Origin of the sequence: Streptomyces sp. NPDC099050 (assembly GCF_044759865.1) — a bacterium.
GTDB lineage: Bacteria > Actinomycetota > Actinomycetes > Streptomycetales > Streptomycetaceae > Streptomyces.
The window spans coordinates 347,791-371,866 of the sequence record NZ_JBIWAE010000006.1 but is presented as its reverse complement, the minus strand read 5'-3'; the positions used below and the strand labels follow the sequence as shown (position 1 = coordinate 371,866).

Genomic DNA, 24,076 nt, shown 5'->3' with positions numbered 1-24,076 from the left:
GGCCGCCGCGATCTGGCACAACCACAAGACCCGCCAGCCGGTCACACGATCACTGATCGCCTACGACCACTGATCATTCGGAATGACTCGTCTAGCAGTGCGGCCGATAGACCGCCGTCCACCGAGACCGGCCCGGCGGTTCCGGCGCAAGCCGCTCACGCTCTCGGTCGGGCGGAAGACCCTGCGATGCAGATCGACGGTGTGCCGATGCTCGCGCACGGTGCGGACGCCGCAGCTGATGATTGACGGCATCGCGGATGGAAATACTCCCAGAGCGCGGACACGGACCGTGCGGGACGGTAGCATCAAGGCGAAGCAGCCATTTGGGTCATTTCTACGTCGTGGGACATGCGTGGGACCGCAGGCGTGACGGATGGTCAGATAGGGCTCTGACCTGCGGAAACGTCCGGGTAGCCACCGGCCTCCGGAGCCGTGTGCGCAGGTTCGAATCCTGCCGGGGGCACTTCGTAGGAAGTGCCCAAGACCCCGCCATCAGCGAGTTCGCTGAGACGGGGTCTTCGCGTATGCGCGGCCAACTGCGGCCCTGTGCAGGCGTACGTCAGTGGCTGCGGAAGCGGCACGCGACGGGCCTCTTCGGCGGAGCGGTTCTTCAGCCCGCGGTCAGCCGGCGCCTGCTCATCTACGTCATTGGCAACCTCGGGCTCCGCCACCGCACTGCGGACAGCGGAGGTTCCGGGAACTCGCCGAGATCGGCGCGGCGTGGTGCATGGCGTTGACGAGGGTCTGCCGCCTTCGGTGAGCCGTCTCCGCTGCGGCGGCCGTGGCGTCCAGTTTGATCTTCAGTGAATCGGGCACGGCCCTTCCCGCAGGCCCTGCCAGCCCCGTGCAACGCGTTGACCGGCTCGTCCGGGAGGTCGCGGTCGTCCGGTCCGGGCAGGACGAATGTCACCCCGTGAAGAGGGTGGTGTTGGAGGGGATGCCGGTTCGGGGTTCGTGGGTGCCGAGGTGGTAGTGCCAAGTGAAGGGGATGCCTTGGGCGGTGGTGGGGTCGGGGGTGGTCATGAGCTGGAAATGGAGGTGCGGTTCGGAGGAGTTTCCGGAGTTGCCGCAGTCCGCCAGGTGCTGGCCGGCTCGGACGCGGTCTCCGGGGCGTACGCGCAGGGAGCCGCGGCGGAGGTGGGCGAAGCCGGCGACGACGTTGTCACCGGTGTCCAGAAGGATGTAGTTGCCCCAGAGGTGGCAGGGCCAGCCGAGGCTGCGGACGAAGCCTTCGAGGTAGAGGTACGCGAAGGACGGGAGTGAGGAGCGGGTCCAGTGGTCGCGCATGCGGTGCGCGGTGGCGACGACCACCCCGTCGGCGGGGGCCAGGACCGGTTGGCCGAAGGTCGGGTAGTGCTCGGGGCGGCGGGCCAGCGGCCAGAGGTTGGTGAACGGGGGCGGCTCGGGGCCCTCGGCGGGGTGGTGGATCAGGTCGATGGCGTAGGTCTGGGCGTGGCTGTGGGTGTGGCTGGGGACCTTGTCGGCGGGGCTGTTGTGTGCGGTCCAGGGGCCTTCGACGGGGATGCGCATCGGGACCGGGGGGTGGTCGCCGGTCGGGCGCTGGCGGCGGGTCAGGGTCCAGCGCATGGTGCCGCCGACGGCGAGGAGGAACAGGCCGGTGAACCACAGGGGGCTCAGGCCGTCGGTGTTGGCGAGGACACAGAGCGTGCCGGCGGCGAAGAGGAGGCCGTGGCGCTTCCAGAGGGTCGTCCGCAGCGGCGTCCGGACGGTCGGCCGAAGGGTCATGGGGTGGACCTCGGGGGGGGGAGAGGGGCGGGGCGGTGCGCAGGCCGTGGTGGCGGCGGAGGGCTGTCCGGGCGGCGAGGTGGCCGCACATGCCGTGCACCGAGGGGCCGGGCGGGGTGGCCGCCGAGCAGAGGTAGACCCCGGGGAGCGGGGTGCGGTAGGGGTCGGTCGGGGTCGGTGCCTGGCAGGCGTTCGTCACTCAGGTGAGCTGACCGGTCAGCGGCGCTTGCGTTTGCCGGCTGCTCGCTTCGCGGGCTTCTTCCTGCCCGGGGAGCGGGTCGTGCCGCTGGTGCGGACGGCTCGGCGGGCCTGGTCGGCGGTGGTGCGGTCCGGGTGGTGTGCGAGCTGCTGCGCCAGGAAGGCGGCCGTGTACGGGTCCGCCCCGATGAGGGCGGCGAGGAGGGCCGGGGCGCCGCCGGGCCAGGTTGATGCCGCCTTGTCGAAGGCGGCGTGGAGCGCCGCGAAGAGGGCGGGCTCCTCCTGTTCCGGAGCCGCCGTCAGACGGTGGGCGAGGGACGCGGTGCGCCGTACGGCTTCCAGCTCGTCGACCAAGTGCACCGCGCGGGCCGACAGCGGCACGGCGGAGGTGTCGGGCACCTGGCCCCGTACGTGCAGGGTGTGTTCGGCCCAGCCGCCCAGGACGGGGTCGGGGAGTAGTTCGTGCAGGGCATCGTCGGGCACGGCCGTCGCGTCCAGGGTGGCGAGCAGCGCTCGCCGCCTGGCGGGCTCCTCCTCGGGGCGGTCGGCGGAGAGCGCCTGGAAGAAGGGGGTCCATCCGTGGGTGCCGTGCGCGGTCAGCCAGTCGGCGACGGACTGCCGGGCGGCCCCCTTCGACCACCACTGGGCTCCCGCGACGAGCCGTTCCGCGTCCCAGGCGAGCACCTGGTCCCGAGTGGGGAAGACATCGGCGGCTTCGCCTCCGATGCCCAGGAGGAGGGCGTCGCGCAGCAAGGAGGTGCCGAGTGGGGTGAGGGTGAGGGCATCGCCGGAGCGCTGGGTGACGCCCAGACCCTCCAGGCGGTCCATCAGGCGGGCGAGGCGGGCTGCGCCCGGGATCAGGTCCGTGCGGTCGGACTCGGTGAGTGCCGGAAGCCCGAGGACGGCGGACAGGGCCTGGGGGTCTGGCAGTTCGTAGGTTCCGGTGGCCTGGACGGTCGGGTCGGGGTCGCTCTCGTGATCCGGCGGGATGAACCACATGTCGTTCAGGGCGGCCAGTCGGGCCACGGACTGCGCCGCCCCCGCCCGCTCGGACAGGAAGTAGAGGGTCAGCAGGTTCTCGCCGTCGAACTGTTCGGCGGTCTCCTCCTCCTCGGCCAGCTGTGCGAGCAGGGCGCCGAACAGGTTCAGGGCCAGGCCGGTCAGCTCGGCGGGGCCGCCGTCGCGCCACGCTTCGGCCGATGGTCCCGTGCTCGGCGCGCCGCCCGGCTTCCGGCGCACCAGGAACCCGCTCGCCAGCGCCAGTTCGCGCGTCCTTTCGTCCACACCCTCCGGATCGGCTGCGGCTCGTGCCAACAGCTGGGGCAGGGGGGCGGCGCGCAGCAGCGCGGCCTGCTCCTGGGGGGAGCCCGGCAGTGGGGCCGGGGGCATCGGTGCGAGTACCTCGCCGTACATCTCCATGTGCTGGACGGCCATCGCCTCGACGAGGGCGAGGAGGGGGCGGCCGGGAGCGTCGCCGCCGCCCGGCGCCAGGTGCGCGAAGGGACCGCGCAGGAGGGTGTCGAGTCCGGCCGCCGTCCAGCGGTCCGCGAGCGCGCCCGCCTGTTCGTCGTACCAGTCCTCCCGCGCGTCGTCCGGCTCACCCGCCGGGGCCCCGGCGGTCGTCACGGCCTCCAGCCGTGCGGTGAGCAGCGGACGGGCCTGCCTTGAGCGTTCCGCGCACAGTGCCTGCGCGTAAGCCGCCTCGGAGAGCGGTCCGTTCGGGGACGAGGAGGCGACGAAGCCCAGCGCGGCGTTCCGCTCGGCGTAGGGGCGCGCGGCGAACGTCTCCAGCCAGTCGCGCACCGCCCGGGGGTCGTTGGGGTCAACTCCCGCGGCACGCACCAGGTTCCCGTAGAGCCGCGGCCAGGTGAGGCGGTCGTGGCTCGTCATCGCCTGCCCGAGGCCCTCTGCCAGCTCGTGCACCCGGGCCACGAGCTTCGCGTGCCGCTTGGCATTGAGGCGGCCGGCCTCGTGCGTGTGGTCGGCCAGCGAGACCAGCGCGGTCACGAAGCCCGGCAGCTCTTGCGCGGTGGCACTGACGTACAGCGGGAGCAGGAGGTGCAGCAGTTGCTTGGCGAGCTCCTCGGTGGGCTCGGGCAGGCCGGTCCGGCGGCGGGCCCCGCCCAGGACGAGCAGGCCGAGGACGGCCTCCGCCGCCCGCGCGTCCAGCGGGGCGCCCCGCTCTTCGGCTCGGGCAAGGAAGGAGTCCACATCGAGGGGGAAGGGCGTGGCGTGGCGCGCGGTGGTCATCCCTGCAGCCTAGAGGCGCGGCACGGCGGCAACCCGTGGTCCGCCTTCTTTTACGTCGCCCGGGTTCAGGCGTGTTCGGCAGCCGTCCGGGGTCGGGCTCGGGCCCGCTGGTTCCGGTGGTCCGTACGAAGGATGTGGGGGTGGGTCTGTGGGTTTTGGGGGGTGGGGGGTGGGGGTGGGCGTGCGTAGGTTGGTGGGGAGGCCACTTTGGGTTGCTGATCTGGGGCTTTGTGGCGTGCTCTGACGGTGAGGATGGGGCGGCGCGAAATGCGTGACTTGGTGGAGACGGCGCGGCGGTGGGTGGCCGAGGGGCGGGTCGGGTTTCTGGCGCGGCCCGTGACCGAGCAGGGCTTCGGGCCCCGGGATCCCGCCGGGGCGGTGCTCGTGGATGTGAAGGGCGAGTGTGTCGGGGCCCTGTACCGGGGGGTGTTCGATGCCGAGCTGGTGGCGGAGGCCGCCTCCATGGGGGCCGGGGAGACCGCGCGGGTGTGCGAGGTTTCCGTGGGGGCCGGGGAGGCCGTCGAGGCGAAGCTGACGTGTGGTGGTCAGGCCGAGGTGCTGTTGCAGCCGCTGGGGGCGATTCCCGGTGAGTGGTGGGAGCTGCTCGGGCAGGGGGTCGGGGTCGCGCTCGTGACCCAGTTGAACGAGCGGGCGGATCAGGCCGTGAGTGTGGTCGTGCGGGGGGCCGATGAGCCTTCCGGTCACGCCGAGCGGCGGGCCGGGGAGTTGCTGAGGACGCGGCGGCCGGGGCGGGACGCGCTGTACGCGGGGTCCGGGCTGGTGCTCGTGGAGGCGTACCCGTCGGCTCCGTACGTGGTGATCGGCGGGGGCGGCGAGCTGGCCGAGGTCATCGAGGCCCAGGCCCGGCTGCTCGGGTGGGAGGTCAGTGTCGTCACCGGCGTCAGTGAGGCCGGGAAGCTGCTCGGGGCGCGGCGGGACGCCGCTTGTCTGGCGATGCTGAGCCACGATCCGGAGTTCGACGTGCCGACGCTGCGGGCCGCGCTCGCGCTCGGGATTCCGTACGTCGGCGCGCTCGGCTCCCGCAAGACCACGGCGCGGCGCCGCGAGGGGCTGCTCGCGGCGGGGGTGGGCGAGGAGCTGCTGCGGACGGTGCACGGGCCGATCGGGCTGGATCTGGGCGGGCAGACGCCGGCGGAGACCGCGCTGGCCATCTGCGCGGAGATCCTGGCGGTGCTCGGTGGGCGCGAGGTGCGCGGGGTGCGGGACGCGGACGGCCCCCTCAGGGGGTGAGGACGCAGCTCGCGGGCGTGATCGGGTGAAATGGGCGCCCATGCGGGAAAATGGGTTGTATGGACACGACTCTGATCTTCCTCGCGGTGGACAGAACACTGACCAACATCGCGTGGTTCCTGGTCGTCGGGCTCATCGTGGTCGGCTTCCTGCTCGGCGGCTTCTTGCTGGGCAAGCGGGTCCGGGCACAAGAACCCGCACCCCCTTCTCCCGAGAGCCAGCCTCACCTGCCCGTCGGCGGCGCCGTGCACGAGGTTTCCGAGGAGCGGGAGTACGTCGAATTCCCCGAGAGCGGACTGCGCCCACACGAAATGCAGGGGTACGGGAACTTCGGCTCCCGGACCCACAGCCATCAGGACGAGGCGCGGGCCGAGCGGGAATCCGGGTACGAGCACCCCAATCCGCGGCCGGCACGAAAGCAGCCGCCGACCCTGCCGCCCCTGGACGGCGCCAAGCCCGCCTGAACGGTGGAGGGGAAGGCCTGAGACCGCCCGCCCCGAACCGAACCGCCCGCCCGCCCGCCCCGAACCGACCGCCCCGAACCGACCCGTGACCGTGACCCGCGGCCTTCCCGCCGCGGGTCACAGGTCTGTGCGCAGGCGCAGGACCTCCGGGGGCGGGTGGCGGGTCGAGGTGTGGCGGACCTCGGCCGTCAGTGGCGGGTCCAGGGGGTGGAAGGGGACCTCGCCGAGGCCGATGGCCGTGACCGTGGCAGTGACGGTGGCGTTCCCGGCCACTGTCGGGGCCCGGCTGGCCACCGCTGCCGCCACCTCGGTGCGGAGCGGCGCCGTCAGGGGACTCGACACCAGCGGGGTCTCGTCCCCGACCGGCAGGACCAGGACGAGGGCGAGGGGGCGGCGGGCGGTGCCCGTGTAGCCGACCACCGCCGCGTCCCAGACGTCGGTGTGGCGGAGCTTGCGCCAGGATCGGCGGCCGGCCGGGTAGGGCTGGTCCATCCGTTTGACGACCAGGCCCTCGATGCCGCTGGCGGGCAGGGTCTCGTACCAGGTCTCCGCCAGCTCGGGGTCCGTGGTCATGGGGACCGGCTGGAGCGGCGGGCCCAGGGGCAGGAGCAGGTCCACGAGGAGGGCGCGCCGGCGTTCGTACGGACGGGCGCGCAGGTCCAGCCCGGCGAGTTCCAGGACGTCGAACGCCGCGTACGAGGCCGGCAGCGTCTGGGCCAGTACGGCGGCCCGCGCGGCCGAGGCGGCGGCCGCCCGGCGCTGTACGAGCGCGAAGTCGGTGCGGCCCCCGTGCCAGATCACCACCTCTCCGTCGAGCACCGTCCCGGCGGGCAGGCGGTGGGCGGCGGCGGCCAGGTCGGGGAAGGCCGCGGTGACGATGCGGCCGGAGCGGGCCTGGAGGACCACCCCGTCAACGGCGCGGTCGGTGCGGACGATGACGAGGCGGTGGCCGTCGAACTTGGGCTCGTACGCCAGACCGGGCCCGCGCGGCAGGGTCCGTACGGCGGCGGCGAGCGCGACGGTGATCACGGGAGCCGTCCGGCTCGGGAGGGGTCGAGGAGGGGGGCGAACAGGTCTCCGTCGCGGGCGAGGCGGGGAGCGATGTCGTCGGCGAGGAAGACCAGGTCGGAGGGGGTGCGGCAGGCGTCGACCTCCGCCCAGGAGAGGGGGGCGGAGGCCGTGGGCAGGGTGCGGGCGCGCAGGGTGTACGGGGCGGCCGTGGTCTTGGCGGCGGCGTTCTGACTGTGGTCGACGAAGACCTTCCCGGGGCGCAGTGCCTTGGTCATCCGGTGCACGACGAGCTCGGGGAGGTCGCGCTCGGCCTCCTGGGCGAGGACCTTCGCGTACGCCGACACCTGCTCGGAAGGGGTCGGTTCGAGGGGTACCGCCAGGTGGAGGCCCTTGGAGCCGGAGGTTTTGGCGTACGCGTGCAGGCCGTCGGCCCTGAGGCGGTCCCGGAGCCAGAGGGCGGCCGCGGAGCATTCGACGACGGTGGCGGGGGGACCCGGGTCGAGGTCCAGGATCAGCCGGTCGGCGAGGGCGGGGGCCCCGGCCGGCCACTGGGGGGTGTGGAACTCCACGACAAGGTTGGCCGCCCACATGAGGGTGGGCAGGTCGGCGACGACCACCTGCTCGGCCCGGAGGTCCTCGGAGCGGGGCACCGGTGTGGTGTTCACCCAGGCGGGGGTACCGGGCGGCGGGTTCTTCGTGAAGAAGAGCTGTCCGTCCGGGCCGTCGGGATAGCGCAGGAAGGACACCGGGCGGTCGTGGATGTGGGCGAGCAGGGGGCCCGCAACCGTGGCGTAGTAGTGGAGGACCTCTCCCTTGGTGAAGCCGGTCTCCGGGTAGAGGACCTTGTCGAGGTTGCTGAGCGAAATGCGACGGCCCTCCACCAGGGTGATCGGCGTCATACGATGAGATTGCCACGAAACAGGAGGAACCGTGCGATCCATATGGAACGGGGCGATCTCCTTCGGCTTGGTCAGCATTCCGATCAAGCTCGTGAACGCCACCGAGAGCCACTCGATCTCCTTCCGCCAGATCCATGTCGGCGATGGCGGACGCGTCCGCTACCGCAAGGTCTGCGAGCTGGACGGGGAGGAGGTGCCGGCCTCCGAGATCGGCAAGGGGTACGAGGAAGCGGACGGGTCGATCATTCCGATCACCGATGAGGATCTGGCGCAGTTGCCGATCGCCACCGCGAAGACGATCGAGATCGTTTCGTTTGTTCCTGCTGATCAGATCGATCCGTTGCAGATGGACGCGGCGTATTACCTCGCGGCGAGCGGGGCCACGGCGGCCAAGCCGTACACGCTGCTGCGGGAGGCGCTGAAGCGGAGCCGGAAGGTCGCGATCGCGAAGTACGCGCTGCGGGGGCGGGAGCGGCTGGGCATGCTGCGGGTCGTCGACGATGTGATCGCGATGCACGGGCTGCTGTGGCCGGACGAGATCCGGGTACCGGAAGGTGTCGCGCCCGAGGGCGCGGTGTCGGTACGGGAGGCCGAACTGGACCTGGCGGACGCGCTGATGGCGACGCTGGGGGAGGTCGACATGGACTCGCTGCGCGACGACTACCGCGAGGCGGTGGAGGCGATGGTCGCGGCGAAGGCGGGCGGCGAGACGGTCGTGGCGCCGGGGCAGCCCGCGGAGGGGGAGGGTGCGGGTGGGCAGGTCATCGACCTGATGGCGGCGTTGGAGAGCAGTGTGCGGGCGGCGAAGGCTTCGCGGGCGGGGGCGGGGGCGGCTGCGCCGCCGGAGGGGGAGGGGGCCGGGGCCGGGGCGGAGGTTACGCCGATTCGGCGGAAGAAGGCCGCCGCCGCGGGGGCGGCTGCGCCGAAGGCTGTGGGCGGGAAGAAGTCGACTGCGTCGGCGGCGGGTGGCGGGGGCGGTGGCGGTGCCGCGAAGAAGACGACGGCTGCCGCCGCGGCGAAGAAGAAGGCCGCTGCGGCGGCCGCGAAGAAGTCCGCTTCGGCCAAGGCCGTGGAGGCGAAGCCCGCTCGGGCTGCGGCGAAGAAGGCGGTGACGCCGCGCAAGCGGAGTTCCGCTTGAGGGGGCGGCCGGGTGGCGGGGCCCTGCGGGGCTGTCCCCTACCCACCCTTCCACCGTTCCCCGGGCTACGCCCGGACCCCATCCGGCCCCCGGGCCGGACCCCGGGCCGGTGTTTCGCGGGCCGGCCCACCGCCGGCCGTCCCTCGGGCCCGACCACTCGGTCCCGGAACGCCGGACCGGCGGCAGGACTCGGTCCCGGCATGCCGGTCGGTCGGCAGGACTCAGTCCCGGGATGCCGGTCGGTCGGCAGGACTCGGGCGGAACGCCGGACCGGCGGCAGGACTCGGGCCCGGGTTGCCGGACCGGCGGCAGGGCCCGGCGCCGGACGTCGGATGGTTGGCCGGGGTGGCCCGGGTCAGTGCCAGGTTCGGCGGTCTCTGGCTGTGGTGTGGAGGGCTTCCACGTCCGGGGGTTTGAGGGTGGTGGCGGTGCTCGTCAGGAAGGTTGCCGTCGTCGGTGGGGTGAGGATGCGGACGTCTCGGAGGGTGGGGGCGACCTCCAGGCGGGTCGCGTCGACCACGGCGAGGACCGGGGTCACGGGAGTGGAGAGGGCGCGGGTCGCGTACGCCGCCGCGCGGCGGGCCTCGCGGGGGTCCGGGGTGGGGTCGGCGCGGCCCACCGTGAGGAAGAGGTCGCCGATCACCGCCCGCTGGCGGCGGCCCTGGACGGTGCGGATGCAGAAGACGCCGGGCGGGCCGATGAGGAGGTGGTCCGCGACGGCGTGGATCGAGTGCAGGACCTGCCAGTCCTCCGACTCCGCCAGGGCGTCCAGTACGTCGCCCATCCGCTGCCTCACCGTGAGCTCCTGCCGGAGCCGGTGCCGGGCGCGGGTGCCCGCGGCGCCGTACGTGAGGGCGCCGAGCTGGGCCTCCCCCGGGCGGTTCGGGGCCAGGTCCTCGTCGGGCGGGAGGGACAGGCGGAGCAGGTCCTCGGCCGTGGGGACGGGTGGCGGGCCGATGGCCACGGTTCCGGTGAGGTAGGGGCGTAACGCCGTCAGGATCTCCTCCCGGCGCTCGTCCGCCAGCACGCTGATCCGGTTGGCCCGCCGGTCGTACCAGGCCACCGCCCGGCCGTCGGGCAGGTTCACGTACAGCCGGCCGCGGCCCGGCCGGCCGCTCGGCAGTACCTTCAGTCCCCTCGAAGCCATCGTCCTCACCCCCGCCGTCCATGGGAGCAGCCCGGGCGCCCCGCGGCAATCCCCCGGTGGGGTCCGCGTGACCCGCATGGCGTGTAACGACTCCGCCGGGTCGCCGAGGCACGGCTGTTACAGAAGCAACGGGTTACCGCAACGGCCGGTGCATACGTTTGTCCCACCTGGACAGCCCAGGGCCTGACCAGCACCGAAGGACGTCCCGTGAACACCATCAGCCGCAGCCGACGCCCGCTCGTACGCGCCGCCGCCGTGGCCGTGGGTGCCGGCACCCTGCTGGCGTTCCCCGCGGCGGCCGCGCTCGCCGACGGGGTGCCGTCGGCTTCCTCCGTGCAGGGCGTGAGCGCCCCGCGGACCCTGGTCAAGACCCTGTCCCTGGCCGACGGCGTCTCCACCGCGCACGTGTACCGCGTGGCCAAGGGCGCCTACCAGGCCGATGTCCTGAACCCCGACGGCTCCACGGCGGCCACCTTGACCAGCCGTGACGGCAGCACCGGCTTCGGTGACGCCGGGGAGATGCACCTCGCGCTGCGGTCCGACGGCCTGCTCACCTCCTGGGCCGGGAGCGACCGTGGGAGTGGAAGTGGAAGTGGGAGTGGCAGTGGGGGCGCCATCGTGGGCTCCGGGTACAAGACCGCGAGCCGCGACGGGCGGGTCGTCCCCGCCTCCGTCCCCGCCCCGCGCTCGGGTGCGGGGACCGTCGAGGTGCTGGGCCTGAACACGCTGGCCGACGGCCCGGGTGACGGCATGCTGCTGCTCGCCGCGGGCGCCGGCATCGCGGCGGTCGGCGCCGCCGGGCTGGGCTTCGCGATGCTGCGCCGCGGGCGTACGAACGCGTAGGACACGAACGCGTAGGGCACGGACACGTGGGACACGGACACGTAGGCCCCCGTCCGTCCGCCCTGCCGGGTGCCCCCGCGCGAGCTCGCGGGCAGAAACGATGCGGCTCTGCCTACTGTGGACGGGCACACGCTCATGGGAGAGGAGGGCGGACGGATGATCGGATCCGTTCCCTCCGGCCGCCCCCGGCGCCGACGTCTCCGGGCCGCGCTGCTCGCCGCCCTGCTGCTGCCGCTGGCCGGCGCCTGCGGTGACACCGGCGGGCTGACCGGCGCCGGGGCGACCCCGACCGCGAGCGGGCCCGTACATCTGTGGCCGGGGCGCGCGGGGGCCGTCGTACCGCCCGCCGATCCCGGGGGCGCGCCGCCCGAGTACGTACCCGGGATCGCGCCCGTGCGGGACCAGAACGTGCACGGGATCGACCCGGCGGCCCTGGTGCAGGCGGAGCTGCGGGCCCATCCGAACGTGCAGACCGGTCCCGACGGGATGCCGCCCGAGACCATCGCCGCGATCGAAGCGTGCGGGGCGGACGGGTCCGATCCGAGGAAGTGTCCGGTGCTGACGCCGTATTACCGGGACCTCACCGGCAACGGCAAGGACGAGCTCATCGTCGGCATCGAGTACCCGGAGCAGCAGATGTCCGTCCGCGTGTACACCGCGGACGCCGAGGGCCGGCTCAACCGGATCATGGCGACGACCGACACCGTCATCAGCGTCGAGCTCGCCGGGCGGGACGTGATCCTGCGCGTCCCGAGCGGCAACGCCGGCTACGAGGTGAACACCACCTGGTCCTGGGACGAGACGCAGCGCTCGATGCTGCCGACGTGGGAGCAGATCGTACGGGTGCCCGGCAGCGCCGGGCCGGGCAGGGCCCCGGCGCCGTCCCCGAGCCCCGGCTCGTCGGGAGCGGCGCGGTGAGGCTCCGGCCGCCCTCGTGGACGGCGACGCTGACCTGGAAGTCGGCGTGCTTCATCGTGCTGATGTGCTGCTCGCTCGCGGCGGTACTGGGTGTGCTCGTGCACGTGGAGGTGACCCGGCAGACCGTCGCGACGGCCCGCGAGAAGGCGCTGGCCAAACTCACCGACGCCTCGCGCGCCTACGAGGCCGGCGAGGTGCTGCCGCCTGAGTCCGGGCTGGATCCGGCCGGGCTGCCGGACCGGCTGCGCGCGCTGGCCCTGTCCGGGCAGCGCGGGACGCTCGTGGCGAAGGACCCGAAGGACGGGGACCGGCAGCTGATGTGGGCGGCGGCCCCGGCGGACGGCAAGGCGCTGGCCGCGGCCGTCGACTACGGGCAGAGCGCGCGGACGATCACCGGGCTGGACAACGCGATCATCGGCTCGTCGGTGCTGGCCATCGGCGGGACGCTGCTGGTGGGCGCCTTCGCCGTGACACGGGTGACGCGGCGGCTGCACCAGACGGCGACGGTGGCCCGCCGGATCACCCAGGGCGACCTGGACGCACGGGTCGGGGATCCGCGGACGAAGGACCCCTCGCGGCACCAGGACGAGGTGGCGACGGTGGCGGCGGCCCTGGACACGATGGCGGGCAGCCTGCAGACGAAGCTCCAGCGCGAGCAGCGGTTCACGGCGGACGTGGCGCACGAGCTGCGCACCCCGCTGACCGGTCTGCAGGCGGCCTCCGAGCTGCTGCCGGAGGGGCGGGCGACGGAGCTGGTCCAGGAGCGGGTGCGCACGATGAGGCAGCTGACGGAGGACCTGCTGGAGATCTCCCGGCTCGACTCGGGCAGCGAGGTGGTGGAGACCGACCTGCACCAGCTCGGACGCCTCGCGCGGCGGGTGGTGCGGGCCTCGGGGACGGACACCGAGGTCGTCGTGGTGCGGGACGCGCACGTGGAGACGGACCGGCGGCGCCTCGAGCGGGTGCTGGGGAACCTGGTCGCCAATGCCCACAAGCACGGGCGGGCGCCGGTGGTGGTGACGGTGGACGGGCCGGTGGTGACGGTACGGGACCACGGCGACGGCTACCCCGAGTACCTCGTGACCCACGGGCCCCAGCGGTTCCGCACCAGGGGCGGTAGCAAGGGTCACGGGCTGGGGCTGACGATCGCGGTGGGACAGGCGGAGGTCATCGGGGCCCGGCTGGTGTTCCGGCAGGCGGAAGACACGGCGGGCGGGGCGGGCACGGCGGACGCGGCGGGCGGGGCGGAGGCCGTACTGACCCTGGTCGAGGCCCGGCTGCCGTGAGGTGACGCCCGGCCGCCGTCACTCCCCCGGCGCCGCCGGCGGGCTCGGCTTCGTCCAGGGCCAGCGGAGCTTCGGCTTCTGGCCGCCCGGGGCGTAGACGTACTTCCAGCCCCGCTGGAGGCCCAGGCGCTTGGAGTACCCCGCCGGGACCCGCTCGTAGAGCAGCACCGTGGGGGCGCCGCCGTCCGGGGCCGGGACGGGGATCTCGTACCACTTGGACGGGTGGCCGGTCGGGCCGAGCAGGATCGGCAGGGTCCGGCCGTCCATCGGGCCGCCCTCGAAGGGGGTGGGTTGGCTTCTCACCCCTCCAGTCTCACAGCTTCTCGAAAATCACAGCAGGTGGGCCGCCTCGGAGACCACGGGGATCACCCGGCGGGCCAGGATCCCCACCGGACCGTCCGCCGATTCGAGCGCGAGGGCGGCGCGGGCCGCCGCGGCCGTCTCCGGGTCGGTGGCGGCCGTGGCCGTGAGGAGGGCGATGAACTGGTCCACCAGCCAGTCCCGGAGCGAGTCGGTCCCCGGCTGCTTGCCCTCGTCGATCCAGATCAGCGAGGCGGCCTCGACCGCCGTGATCCAGGTGCGCACCATCATGCGCAGGCGCGGTCCGGGGGCCGGCACGCCGAGGTGGAAGAGGATCGCCTCGGCGGCGGCCCGGCGGATGCCGTCGACGGTGGCGGTGGTGCGGGAGGTTTCGACCACGCTGCCGCCCTGGAGGAGGGCAGAGAAGCCGGCGTCGTGTTCGTCGACGAAGGCGAGGTACCGGTCCAGGGCCCGGGAGAGCCGCTGGGTCAGGGGGCCGGCCTGGGGTTCGGCGAAGCAGAGCCGCAGGACGTCGGCGGCCGAGCCGAGGGCGGCCTCGTAGAGCTGCTGCTTCCCGCCGGGGAAGTAGCGGTAGACCAGGGGGCGCGAGACGCCGGCGGCTTCGGCCACGTCGTCGAGCGAGACCTCCTCCGGCGCCCGGTGTGCGAACAACGTCAGGGCCGCGTCGAGGAGCTGGGCCCGGCGCTCCTCGACGCTCATCCTGCGGTACGCCCGTACGGCTGTCATGTCCGCAGGGTAGCCCCACCCCGCGGCCCTGGGGTGGGGGTGTTCGGGCGGGTTCAGGCCAGGAGGCCCGAGCTCTTCCAGAGCCTGCGGCCGGCTCCGCGCAGCACACCGATGTCGTCCAGGAAATCGGTGAGCCGCTTGGCCCCGGTCTGCATGACCTCCCGGCGGTGGCCGCTGGCCTTGACCTGGGCGAGTGCCTCGCGCCGGTCGAGGCCGATGTTGTCGTAGACCTGGGGGTTCACGAAGGCCTGCGAGAAGACGCGGGCGGCCTGGCCGCAGCTCACACGGGTCAGTTCCTGCTCCCAGCGCGGAGCGGTGAGCATCTGGCGGCGCAACTCCTCGCGGGCGTAGCGCACGTGGCGCGCCTCCTCGATGACGTGGATGCGGGTGACTCCGCGCACGAGGGGCTGCACGCGCTCGTCCGGGAAGGTCAGGCGCTGCATCCAGTCGAGGACCTCCTCGCCGAGGAGGGTGCAGGCGAAGGAGCCGGGGGTGGTGGAGACGGTCTTCAGGACGCGGGCCAGGTTGTGGTTGGCGCGGGAGACCGGGTACTCGGGGGCGCCGCCCGTCTTGATCATGCGGGCGAACATCATCGAGTGGCGGCACTCGTCGGCTATCTCGGTGAGCGCGTACCGGACGTGGTTGCTGGTCAGGGGCTTGTCGTAGACGTGCCGGACCAGGAGCTGCATGAGGATGATCTCGAACCAGATGCCGAGCGAGCCGAGGGCCGCCGCCTCGTGGCGGGAGAGTTCGATGCGCTGCTCCTCGCCCATCTTCTTCCAGAGCGGGGTGTCGAAGAGGGAGAGCAGCTCGGGCGGCCAGTAGTACTTGCCGTCGATGGGCGGAGCGTCCCAGTCGAGTTCCTTGTCGGGGTCGAAGGAGTGCTTCGCCGAGGATTCGAGCAGCCGCTCGGCGATCTGCTCGCGGTCCTTGAGCAGGCCGAGGGCGTCGCGGAGCTCGGCTCGTTCGGTCACGGTGGTCATGGCTTCGGACACCTCGTCGTCGAGTTACCGGCGGTCACCTCTTATGAGACTGCTTGTCAGCAAGGCCGTCAATCCCCCGCACACGACTTGTTGACCGCGCGTCTACCAACGTGTGACGCTGCCAACTGTCCGGTCCCGTAAGGAAGTACGCGGCTACGCCATGCGCGGTTACGTGAGACGAGGGGGCGTCAGTGTCGACGCACGAGCTCTACACCAACGATCCGGGCGAGACCGTCTGGCCGGTCCCCGCATCCGGCAACGCCCGTTTCAGCTGGGAGTACGACGGCGGCCGCGAGCGGCTGCTGGCCCTGTACCAGAAGGGCAAGGACAAGCAGTGGGACGGCGCCAAGCGCATCGACTGGGACATCGAGGTGGACCCGTACGACCCCCTGGGCACCCCCGACGAGGCGCTTCCGCTGCACGGCACCCGGCACTGGGCCAAGCTCACCGAGCGGGACCGGGGCGAGCTGCGCCGGCACTACAGCGCATGGAACTTCAGCCAGTTCCTGCACGGCGAGCAGGGCGCGATGGTGTGCGCGGCGCGCATCGTCGAGTCGGTGCCGGACCTGGACGCGAAGTTCTACTCCGCCACGCAGACCATGGACGAGGCCCGGCACGCGGAGATCTTCGGGCGCTTCCTGCACGAGAAGATCGGGATGCTCTACCCGATCAACGACAGCCTGCAGGGGCTGCTCGGCGACACCCTGCGCGACTCCCGCTGGGACATGCCGTACCTGGGCATGCAGGTGCTCATCGAGGGGCTGGCGCTGGCCGCCTTCGGGATGATCCGCGACACCACGAACAAGCCGCTGCCCAAGCAGATCCTGGCCTACGTGATGCAGGACGAGGCACGGCACGTGGCGTTCGGGCGGATGGCCCTGCGCGACTACTACAAGCAACTCTCGGACGCCGAGCTGCGCGAGCGCGAGGAGTTCGTGATCGAGGGCTGCTACCTGATGCGGGACCGGCTGCGCGGGGTGGAGGTGCTGGAGAACTTCGGCATCTCGCGCGTGGAGGCGGAGGAGTTCAGCGAGCGCTCCGAGTTCCTGGCGCTCTTCCGCAAGCTGCTGTTCAGCCGGATCGTGCCGTGCGTGAAGGACATCGGGCTGTGGGGCGAGCGGCTGCAGAAGGTGTACCTGGACATGGGCGTCTTCGAGATGGGCAACTCCAACCTGGACCTGCTGATGAGCCAGGACGAGGAGATCGCCGAGGCCCTCGACCGGGAGCGGTTCGCCGCCGAGGAGGAGCAGCGGGTGGCGGAGGTCGCGGAGACCATCACGGAGGGCGCGGGCGGGTAGGGCTGAGGGCGGGTGAGGGCGTGTAGGGCCGGGGAGGGCCGCGGGCGGGGACGGGGAGGGCCAGGGAGGGCCGGGGACGGGGAGGGCCGCGGGCGGTGGACGCGTACGGGTCACCGGGCGGACAGTGCCGCCTCCATCACCGCACGGGCGATCGGTGCGGCGGCGCCGTTGCCGCTGATGTCCCCGCGGACGGCCGACGCGTCCTCGACGACCACCGCGACCGCGACGGCCGGCGGCCGGCCGCCCTCGGGCCCGGCCCAGGAGATGAACCAGGCGTACGGGGTCCCCGCGTTGCCGACTCCGTGCTGGGCGGTGCCGGTCTTGCCGCCGACCACGGCGCCGGGGATCGCCGCGTTGCGGCCCGTGCCGTTCTCCACCACCTTCACCATCAGCTCCTGCATCCGCAGCGCGGTCGCCGGGGTCATGGCCCGGCCGAGACTGCGCTGGTCGGCCCGGCGGACCGGGTCGCCGTCGTCCTGGGTCGTACGGTCCACCAGATAGGGGGCCTTGAGCTCCCCGCCGTTGGCGACCGCCGCCGCCACCATCGCCATCTGCAGCGGGGTGGCCTTGGTGTTGAACTGCCCGATCGAGGACAGGGCCAGCTGGTCGGGGCTCATGTCGGTGTCGAAGTTCGACCGGGACACCCACGCGGGCACCCGCAGCCCGGCGTCGTTGAACCCGAACCGCCGGGCCGCCTCGGTCATCCCGCGCAGCCCGATCCGTACGCCGATCTTCGCCATCACCGTGTTGCACGACCACTGGATCGCGTCCGCCATCGAGGCGTCGGCGCAGCCCGTGCCCGCGTTCGGCAGCAGGGTGCTGGTGCCGGGCAGCGGGTACGGGTCCGGGGTCTCGGTCGGCGCGTCCACGTCCTTGACCACGCCGGCGTCGAGGGCGGCGGCGGCCGTCACGATCTTGAAGGTGGAGCCGGGCGGGTACGTCTCGCGCAGCGCGCGGTTGAGCATCGGCTTGGCGGGGTCCGCGTTGAGCTTCTCCCAGGCCTCCTTGACCCGCGGCCCGGTGCCGGAGAGCACCGCCGGGTCGTAGGAGGGGCTGCTGACCAGCGCGAGGATCCTGCCCGTGGACGGCTCCACGGCGGCGACCGCGCCCCGCTTGCCCGCGAGCCCGGCGTGCGCGGCCAGCTGCATGTTCGCCCGGATGGTGGTGGCGGCGTTGCCGCCGCCGGGGCGGCCGCGCGAGAGCTCGTACCAGAGCGGGAAGGCCGACAGCCCGGGGTCGGTGCCGGAGAGGACCGGGTCCTCGGCGCGTTCCAGGAAGCTGGTCCCGTAGGTCTGGGAGGCGAAGCCGGTCACGGGCGCGTACAGCGGGCCGTTCTTGTACGTGCGCTCGTAGCGCAGGGTCTGGCGGCTGTCCCGGGAGCCGGTGACGGGACGGCCGTCGACGGTGATGTCCCCGCGCGGTTCGGCGTACCGCGCGATGGCGGGGCGCTTGTTGGCCGGGTTGGCGCCGTAGCCCGCGGCCTCCCAGACCTGCACGCGACCGACGTTGACCAGCAGGGCGACGAGCAGCAGGGCGCAGAAGTACGCGCACCAGCGGATGTAGCGGATCACGCGTCGGCCTCCTCGGCCGGTCCGGGTCTGCGGGCGCTGTCGCTGAGCCGGACGAGGAGGGCGACGATGATCCAGTTGGTGACCACGGAGGAACCGCCCTGGGCGAGGAAGGGCATGGCCATGCCGGTCAGGGGGATCAGACCGGTGACTCCGCCGGCGATGACGAACACCTGGAGCGCGATGATCGAGGCGAGTCCGGTGGCGAGGAGCCGCCCGAAGGGGTCGCGCAGCGCCAGCCCGGTGCGGAAGCCGCGGGCGACGAGGAGCCCGTAAAGGAGCAGGATCGCGGTGAGGCCGACGAGGCCGAGCTCCTCCCCGGCGGTGGCGAGGATGAAGTCCGATTTGGCGGCGAATCCGATGAGGAAGGACTGGCCGTGGCCGAGCCCGGCGCCGAGCAGCCCACCGGCGCCGAAGGCGAAGAGGGACTGGGCGAGCTGACCGGGGCCCTCGCCGCGCTCGATGGAGGCGAAAGGATTCAGCCAGTCGTCCACACGACTGTGCACGTGCGGCTCGAACGTCCCGACGGCGTACGCGCCCACGGCCGCGAGCAGCAGCCCGATGGCGATCCAGCCGATCCGGCCGGTGGCCGTGAACAGCATGATCACGAAGAGGCCGAAGAAGAGCAGCGAGGTCCCCAGGTCGCGCTCCAGGACGAGCACGCCGACCGAGAGCAGCCAGATGGCCAGGATCGGGCCGAGCACCCGGCCGGGCAGCAGCCTCAGCTTCCAGAAGAGGGTGCGCCCGGTGAGGGCCAGGGCGGTGCGGTTCGCCGCGAGGTAGGAGGCGAAGAAGACGGCGAGCAGGATCTTGGCGAACTCCCCCGGCTGGAAGGAGAGCCCGGCGAACCGGATCCAGATGTGCGCGCCGTTCACGGCCGGGAAGAAGACGGGCACCAGCATGAGCACCAGCGCGAGGGCGACGGACAGGTAGGCGTACCTCTGCAGCACCCGGTGGTCGCGCAGCAGCGCGACGGCCAGTACGAAGAGCACCACCCCGAGGGCGGACCAGCGCAGTTGCTCACCGGCGGTGGCATTGCCGGGGGTGGCGGCGTCGAGGCGCTGGATCAGGACGAGCCCGAGGCCGTTGAGCAGGACGGCGATCGGGAGCAGTAGCGGATCGGCGTACGGGGCGTACAGCCGGACGGCGAGGTGGGCGACGAGCGCGGCCACGGCGAGGCCGGCGGCGTAGTGGGCGGCGGGTGCGGGGATCCGGCCGGTGGTGGCCAGCCCCACGTAGAGGTGGCCGAGCACGGCGATCAGGACGGCGCCGAAGAGCAGCGACAGCTCGACTCCACGACGCTTGGGCGCACGGGCGTCGGGGGGCGGTGGCGGGGCGGGTTCCGTCACCTTCGCCGTCAGAGCGGTCATACGGGGAAACGTAGCAAGGAGGTGGCCCGTATGTCCGCTTATGTCATAGTGTGCCGAAGAGTCGTCAGAACTGGTCGGAAATGAAGTAGCGGATCAGGAGTCTCCTCCCATGGGACCTGCGGAGTTCATCGTCCTGGCCTTTCCGGAAGAACAGCTGCGGGTAGCGGCGGTCGAGGCGGTGATGGGGCTGCGCAAGGCCGGGGTCGTGCGGCTGATCGACGGGCTGGTGGCCACCAAGACCGCCGGCGGCGAGGTGCTGTCGGCGGAGTTCGACGAGTTCGTCGAACTCCGGGGCCTGCTCGCCCACCGGGAAGCGGCCCCGCTGATCGGCCCCGAGGACGTCAGGGAATCGGCTGAACTGATGGACCGCGGCAGCTGCGCCCTCCTCCTGGTCGTCGAACACGTCTGGGCCGAGGACGCCGCCATCGCCGTCCGCGCGGCGGGCGGCCGGATCGCCGGAGCGGTCCGCCTCCCGGCCGACCGGCTGGGGGTGGCCTGATGTTCATCCGCCCCATCGGTTCCGTGGTGAACCCCTCCCGGCGCCCCACGGGCCACCCCCTGCTGCGCGGAATCCTGGCGCGCGGAGCCTACGTGTGGGACGCCGCCCAGCAACCGGCGGCGGCCGCAGCCCCACAGCCCGGGGACGGCAGGGCCCCGACTGCGGCACCGGGCACGGCTCCGGACCCGGTACCGGGCACGGCCCCGGCCCCGGCCTCCGGCGCAACCCCGGCCCCGGCCCCGGCCCCGAGCACACACCCCGGCCCGGCTTCCTCGCCCCCGGCGGCCCCCTCCGACCGCCCGGAGCCCGCGGCCGCCCGCCCGGCTCCCCGCACCGGCCAGGGGGTTCCCGTACCGGCCCCTCCCGGGGCCGATCTGACGGACCGCCTGACCCAGCTGGCCGCGCTGGCCCGCGAAGGCCTGCTCACCCCGGAGGAGTTCTCGGCGGCCAAGGCCCGCCTCCTGGCCGGCTGACCGGTCCGGTCACCCCCTCGGCCCGGTCCGCGAGGGGGCATCCGGCCGCCTACTCCTGGGGAAGGCCCTTCAGCGCCTCCGGCTTCCGCGGCGCGATCAGACCCGCCCCCGCCCTCACCACCTTCATCACCCGCGCCGCCGTCCCGGCGGCCATCGGTATTCGCGGTCGCCGGGCAGGCCGGCCGGCGAGGAGGTCCACCCCGCCCCCGGACTCCGCCCGGTCGGCGACTATCGCCACGAGCTCCGTTTTCAGACGCTCCTCGAACGCGGTGGGCCTGGTGCTCATCGTGCTGCCTCCAAGTGCTGCGCCGCGGCGGAAGCGGCGGGATCGGCCGGGGTCCGCAGCGCGCGCCGGGCGCGGTGCAGCCGCACCCTGATGGTGGCCTGGGTGACACCGAGGGCCTGGGCGGCCTCGGCCGGGGTGAGGCCGTCGATCACGACCAGGTCGAGCGCGGCCCGCAGCGGCTCCGACAGGGCGGCATGCCGCCCGGCCAGGTCACGGAAGGCCCGCTGTGCGTCTATCCGTTCCTCCAGGGCCGCCACGTCCTGGTCGTCGAGCAGCCTTCGGCCGCTGAGCCGTTGCATCGCACCGCGCTCGCGGGCACCGTCACGGGCGTGGCTCGCCAGGACGTTGCGCGCGATGCCGTAGAGCCACGCGATCGGCACTCCCCTGTCGGGCCGGTAGCCCCCCACGTCCTTCAAAGCGGCGAGGAAGATGTCGGCCGTGAGGTCCGCCGCCAGGTGCGGGTCGGCGACCCGCCGGGTGACGAACCCGAGCACGGCGTCGATGTGCTCCTCGTAGAACGCGCCGAATCCCTCAGGTGTCCGGAGATCCGGCGGTCCGGGATCCGGTGGCCGGCGATCCGGCGGCCCAGCCCCCGCCCACCCGGCGCCCTTCCCCCTGCTCGCCGCCCGCCCGCCGCCCGCTCGCGGACCGCTCGCCCGCGCCTCGCCCGCCTGCGCGGCGCCCGCCCCCGCGCCGTTCTCGTATGCGCTGTTCACCCGGTCCTCCCCTGGTTCGCGGGGCCCCGTCGGCCCCTCACCCCGTACTTGGCGAAAGCCGCGTCAAGCGTTTCATCGGGTGCGGCCGGCGGACGTACGCCGACCGGGTGAGCGGCGCGGCACGGCCGCCCCGGGTGGGCGATTTGTCATACCGCGCATGGCAGCATCGGCCGCCAGGAGGTGACCCCATGTCACGACGACGCAGACGTCGGCTGCTTCGCGCCGCGTGCCTCGCCGCAGCCCTCGTCACGGCCGGCCCGCTCCCCGTCACCCACGCCGAGCCCACCGCCCCCGTGACACCGCAGACCCCGGCGGTACCGCAGACGCCCGCGGTACCGGACGCACCGGACGCACCGACGGCCCCGGACGCCCCGACCGCACCCGCGGAGCCCGTCGGGGTCCTCCTCACCCGTCTCCAAGGCCTCTACCAGCGCGCCGAGCAGGCCACCGAGGCCTACAACGCCGCCGAGACCGCCCTCACCTCCCGGCAGCGCGAGGAGAGCCGGCTCAGCGCCGAGCTCGGCAAGGCCCGTACCGCCGTCACCGACGCCCACGCCATCACGGGCCGGCTGGCGCGCGAGCAGTACAAGGGGGCCCGCGGATTCTCCCCGTACGCCCGGATGCTGTTCGCCCGGAACCCCCAAGGGGCCCTGGAGCAGCGCCGGGTCGCGGAGCGCGAGGGGGCCCGGCGGGCCGCCGCGCTGGAGCGGCTGACCCGGGGCGAGAAGCGGGCCGACCTCCTCGCCACCGCCGCCCGCAAGGCCCTGGACTCGAAGCAGAAGCTGGCCGCCGAGACCAAGAAGCGCAAGGAGGAGGCCGCCGCGCAGCTCAAGGAGGTCGAGCGGATGCTGGCCTCGCTCAGCCCCGCCCAGCTCGCCGAGCTGGGCACCCGCGAGGCCGAGGAGACCGCCACCGCCCAGCGGGAGCTGATCGGTTCGGGGAAGCTGGGCAGCGCCGGGCCCCAGCTCCGCACCCCCACCGCGGCCGGCGGCACGGCCCTCACGTACGCGGCCGCCCAGATCGGGAAGCCGTACGTCTGGGGCGCCGAGGGCCCGGCCTCCTTCGACTGTTCCGGGCTGACCTCGCAGGCCTGGGCGCACGCGGGCCGCGAGATCCCCCGGACCAGTCAGGAACAGTGGGCCCGGCTGCCCAGGGTGCCGCTCGACGAACTGCGCCCCGGCGACCTGGTGGTGTACTTCCCGACCGCCACCCACGTGGCCCTGTACGTCGGCGACGGCAAGGTCATCCAGGCACCGCGCCCGGGCGCGAAGGTGAAGGTCTCGCCGATCGCGGCGAATCCGCTGCTCGGCGCGGTGCGGCCGGACCCCGACGGGGCGCCGCTGCGCGCCTTCACCCCGCCGCCGCTGCCCGAAGCGGGCGGGACCTCGGCGGCGGGGGACGACACGGGCTACTCGGGCGAGACGGCTCCGGAGACGGAGCCCGAGTCGGAGCCCGAGACCTCCGCGAGGTAGTCCGCCGCGTCCTCGGGGTCGTAGAAGTACGCGTCGAAGTCGGCCGGGTTGTCGAAGCCGTTGGCGAATCGGTCCGCCACCGGCTGGAGCTGCCCGGCCGCGCCGATCAGGTTCAGGACGTGCTCCGGCGGGACGCCGAGCATGGCGTTCGTCCACTGGGTGGTGGGCTTGCCGCTGGTGAACCAGTACTTGTCGAAGGTGGCCTTCATCCACGCCTCGTCGAACGGGTTGTCCCCGTGCATGAGGATCGACGAAAGGTACGAGGCCGCGCACTTGGCGGCGGAGTTCGAACCCTGCCCGGTGATCGGGTCGTTGGCGACGACCACGTCCGCGACGCCCAGGACCAGCCCGCCGCCCGGCAGCCGGCCGACGGGGCCCCGGACCACGGGGGCGTAGCGCCCGGCGAGGGTGGCGCCCGCGTCCGTCAGCTCCACCTTCGTCGCCCGCGCGTACTCCCAGGGCGTGAACTTCTCCATCAGTTCCAGCGTCAGCGCGAGGTGGTCCGCCGGGTCCTTCACGCCGCCGAAGGCATCCACCGGTCCGCCCGGGATCCCCTCCCAGAACAGGATGTCGGCCCGCCCGGAGGTGGTCAGCGTCGGGATCACGAACAGCTCGCCGACCCCCGGGACCAGGTTGCAGCGCACGGCGTCCGTCTCCGGGTGCTCGGGGCGCGGGGCCAGCCCGTGCACGTACGACACCGCGAGCGCGCGCTGCGGGGCGTCGTACGGGGAGCGGGCCGCGTCGCGGGCGAACAGCGAGACCAGCTCGCCCTTGCCGGCCGCGACGAGCACCAGGTCGTACGTACGGGAGAAGAAGTCCAGGTCGGAGACGGACGCGCCGTGGATGACCAGCTGTCCGCCGCGCTGCGCGAAGGTGTCGAGCCAGCCGGCCATCTTCACGCGCTGGTCGACGGACTGGGCGAAGCCCTTCAGCTTGCCGAGCCAGTCGACGGGGCGGCTGCCGTCGGGGGCGGCGACCGAGACGCCCAGGCCCCCGATCTTCGGCGCCTGCTGCTCCCAGAAGTTCAGCTGGAGGTCGCGCTCGTGCTGGAGCGCCGTGTCGAACATGCATTGCGTGGACATGACCCGCCCGGTGCGGATCTCGTCCGCCGTCCGGTTGGACATGAGGGTGACCTCGTACCCCTTCGCCTGGAGTCCGAGGGCGAGCTGGAGACCGGACTGGCCGGCGCCGACGACGAGTATCTTGCGCATCT

Annotated in this window: 23 protein-coding genes; 10 read left to right on the top strand and 13 right to left on the bottom strand. The window is 73.1% G+C overall.

Annotated features, from left to right (window positions below):
- Window positions 1-906: 906 nt before the first annotated feature.
- Together ACIQV3_RS13810 and ACIQV3_RS13805 are read right to left on the bottom strand one after the other, a co-directional pair.
- The gene (locus tag ACIQV3_RS13810) at window positions 907-1,746 is read right to left on the bottom strand and encodes a M23 family metallopeptidase (protein ID WP_403712597.1); all 840 of its coding nucleotides are present in this window, start codon (window positions 1,744-1,746) and stop codon (window positions 907-909) included.
- A 216-nt stretch (window positions 1,747-1,962) separates the two neighbouring features.
- Complete coding sequence (locus ACIQV3_RS13805) at window positions 1,963-4,194, bottom strand: hypothetical protein (RefSeq protein ID WP_403712596.1); 2,232 nt, start codon at window positions 4,192-4,194, stop codon at window positions 1,963-1,965.
- A gap of 267 nt (window positions 4,195-4,461) precedes the next feature.
- Here ACIQV3_RS13805 and ACIQV3_RS13800 point away from each other — a divergent pair, with 267 nt between their 5' ends.
- Both ACIQV3_RS13800 and ACIQV3_RS13795 read left to right on the top strand, forming a co-directional pair.
- Window positions 4,462-5,445, top strand: coding sequence for an XdhC family protein (locus ACIQV3_RS13800; RefSeq protein WP_403712595.1), 984 nt, complete (start codon window positions 4,462-4,464; stop codon window positions 5,443-5,445).
- Window positions 5,446-5,504: 59 nt separating this feature from the next.
- Window positions 5,505-5,909, top strand: coding sequence for a DUF6479 family protein (locus ACIQV3_RS13795; RefSeq protein ID WP_403712594.1), 405 nt, complete (start codon window positions 5,505-5,507; stop codon window positions 5,907-5,909).
- A 117-nt stretch (window positions 5,910-6,026) separates the two neighbouring features.
- Here the strand turns inward: ACIQV3_RS13795 and ACIQV3_RS13790 are convergent, their stop codons facing one another.
- Both ACIQV3_RS13790 and ligD read right to left on the bottom strand, forming a co-directional pair.
- Window positions 6,027-6,935, bottom strand: a complete 909-nt coding sequence (locus tag ACIQV3_RS13790) for an ATP-dependent DNA ligase (protein WP_403712620.1) — start codon at window positions 6,933-6,935, stop codon at window positions 6,027-6,029.
- A complete protein-coding gene (gene ligD / locus ACIQV3_RS13785; protein WP_403712593.1) occupies window positions 6,935-7,819 on the bottom strand; it encodes a non-homologous end-joining DNA ligase in 885 nt (294 codons plus the stop codon). The genes ACIQV3_RS13790 and ligD overlap by 1 nt, the downstream gene beginning before the upstream one ends.
- Window positions 7,820-7,850: 31 nt before the next feature.
- On the opposite strand from ligD, the gene ACIQV3_RS13780 reads away from it, so the two are divergent.
- Complete coding sequence (locus tag ACIQV3_RS13780; RefSeq protein ID WP_403712592.1) at window positions 7,851-8,957, top strand: Ku protein; 1,107 nt, start codon at window positions 7,851-7,853, stop codon at window positions 8,955-8,957.
- A 355-nt stretch (window positions 8,958-9,312) separates the two neighbouring features.
- On the opposite strand, the gene ACIQV3_RS13775 is transcribed toward ACIQV3_RS13780, so the two are convergent.
- The gene (locus ACIQV3_RS13775; protein WP_403712591.1) at window positions 9,313-10,104 is read right to left on the bottom strand and encodes a nuclease-related domain-containing protein; all 792 of its coding nucleotides are present in this window, start codon (window positions 10,102-10,104) and stop codon (window positions 9,313-9,315) included.
- A 207-nt stretch (window positions 10,105-10,311) separates the two neighbouring features.
- On the opposite strand from ACIQV3_RS13775, the gene ACIQV3_RS13770 reads away from it, so the two are divergent.
- The 3 genes from ACIQV3_RS13770 (at window position 10,312) to ACIQV3_RS13760 (ending at window position 13,151) form a co-directional block, all read left to right on the top strand.
- Window positions 10,312-10,947, top strand: a complete 636-nt coding sequence (locus ACIQV3_RS13770) for a hypothetical protein (protein WP_403712590.1) — start codon at window positions 10,312-10,314, stop codon at window positions 10,945-10,947.
- Window positions 10,948-11,103: 156 nt separating this feature from the next.
- The gene (locus ACIQV3_RS13765) at window positions 11,104-11,865 is read left to right on the top strand and encodes a hypothetical protein (RefSeq protein ID WP_403712589.1); all 762 of its coding nucleotides are present in this window, start codon (window positions 11,104-11,106) and stop codon (window positions 11,863-11,865) included.
- A complete protein-coding gene (locus ACIQV3_RS13760) occupies window positions 11,862-13,151 on the top strand; it encodes a histidine kinase dimerization/phospho-acceptor domain-containing protein (RefSeq protein WP_403712619.1) in 1,290 nt (429 codons plus the stop codon). The genes ACIQV3_RS13765 and ACIQV3_RS13760 overlap by 4 nt, the downstream gene beginning before the upstream one ends.
- 18 nt (window positions 13,152-13,169) lie before the next feature.
- On the opposite strand, the gene ACIQV3_RS13755 is transcribed toward ACIQV3_RS13760, so the two are convergent.
- Genes ACIQV3_RS13755 through ACIQV3_RS13745 form a run of 3 tightly spaced genes read right to left on the bottom strand, consistent with a single transcriptional unit; the run spans window position 13,170 to window position 15,181 of the window.
- Entirely contained in the window at window positions 13,170-13,454 is a 285-nt protein-coding gene (locus ACIQV3_RS13755) for a hypothetical protein (RefSeq protein WP_403712588.1), read from the bottom strand.
- Between the two features lie 27 nt (window positions 13,455-13,481).
- Window positions 13,482-14,198: a TetR/AcrR family transcriptional regulator gene (locus tag ACIQV3_RS13750; protein ID WP_403712587.1), complete on the bottom strand. Its 717-nt coding sequence runs from the start codon at window positions 14,196-14,198 to the stop codon at window positions 13,482-13,484.
- 53 nt (window positions 14,199-14,251) lie between these two features.
- A complete protein-coding gene (locus ACIQV3_RS13745) occupies window positions 14,252-15,181 on the bottom strand; it encodes a diiron oxygenase (RefSeq protein ID WP_403712586.1) in 930 nt (309 codons plus the stop codon).
- A 191-nt stretch (window positions 15,182-15,372) separates the two neighbouring features.
- Here ACIQV3_RS13745 and ACIQV3_RS13740 point away from each other — a divergent pair, with 191 nt between their 5' ends.
- A complete protein-coding gene (locus tag ACIQV3_RS13740) occupies window positions 15,373-16,479 on the top strand; it encodes a ferritin-like domain-containing protein (protein ID WP_403712585.1) in 1,107 nt (368 codons plus the stop codon).
- A gap of 110 nt (window positions 16,480-16,589) precedes the next feature.
- Here ACIQV3_RS13740 and ACIQV3_RS13735 read toward each other — a convergent pair whose 3' ends face one another.
- Window positions 16,590-18,050, bottom strand: coding sequence for a penicillin-binding transpeptidase domain-containing protein (locus ACIQV3_RS13735; protein ID WP_403712584.1), 1,461 nt, complete (start codon window positions 18,048-18,050; stop codon window positions 16,590-16,592).
- A complete protein-coding gene (locus ACIQV3_RS13730) occupies window positions 18,047-19,417 on the bottom strand; it encodes an FtsW/RodA/SpoVE family cell cycle protein (RefSeq protein ID WP_403712583.1) in 1,371 nt (456 codons plus the stop codon). The genes ACIQV3_RS13735 and ACIQV3_RS13730 overlap by 4 nt, the downstream gene beginning before the upstream one ends.
- Window positions 19,418-19,526: 109 nt before the next feature.
- On the opposite strand from ACIQV3_RS13730, the gene ACIQV3_RS13725 reads away from it, so the two are divergent.
- Together ACIQV3_RS13725 and ACIQV3_RS13720 are read left to right on the top strand one after the other, a co-directional pair.
- On the top strand, window positions 19,527-19,916 hold the full coding sequence (locus tag ACIQV3_RS13725; protein ID WP_266881121.1) for a DUF6325 family protein: 390 nt from the start codon (window positions 19,527-19,529) through the stop codon (window positions 19,914-19,916).
- Window positions 19,916-20,389: an SHOCT domain-containing protein gene (locus ACIQV3_RS13720; protein ID WP_403712582.1), complete on the top strand. Its 474-nt coding sequence runs from the start codon at window positions 19,916-19,918 to the stop codon at window positions 20,387-20,389. Before ACIQV3_RS13725 ends, ACIQV3_RS13720 begins: the two co-directional genes overlap by 1 nt.
- Window positions 20,390-20,438: 49 nt before the next feature.
- Here ACIQV3_RS13720 and ACIQV3_RS13715 read toward each other — a convergent pair whose 3' ends face one another.
- Together ACIQV3_RS13715 and ACIQV3_RS13710 are read right to left on the bottom strand one after the other, a co-directional pair.
- Entirely contained in the window at window positions 20,439-20,675 is a 237-nt protein-coding gene (locus tag ACIQV3_RS13715; RefSeq protein ID WP_403712581.1) for a hypothetical protein, read from the bottom strand.
- On the bottom strand, window positions 20,672-21,391 hold the full coding sequence (locus ACIQV3_RS13710; protein ID WP_403712580.1) for an RNA polymerase sigma factor: 720 nt from the start codon (window positions 21,389-21,391) through the stop codon (window positions 20,672-20,674). Before ACIQV3_RS13710 ends, ACIQV3_RS13715 begins: the two co-directional genes overlap by 4 nt.
- Window positions 21,392-21,579: 188 nt before the next feature.
- Here ACIQV3_RS13710 and ACIQV3_RS13705 point away from each other — a divergent pair, with 188 nt between their 5' ends.
- Entirely contained in the window at window positions 21,580-22,863 is a 1,284-nt protein-coding gene (locus ACIQV3_RS13705) for an NlpC/P60 family protein (RefSeq protein WP_403712579.1), read from the top strand.
- Here ACIQV3_RS13705 and ACIQV3_RS13700 read toward each other — a convergent pair.
- A complete protein-coding gene (locus ACIQV3_RS13700; RefSeq protein WP_403712578.1) occupies window positions 22,800-24,074 on the bottom strand; it encodes a styrene monooxygenase/indole monooxygenase family protein in 1,275 nt (424 codons plus the stop codon). The genes ACIQV3_RS13705 and ACIQV3_RS13700 overlap by 64 nt on opposite strands.
- Between the last annotated feature and the right edge of the window lie 2 nt (window positions 24,075-24,076).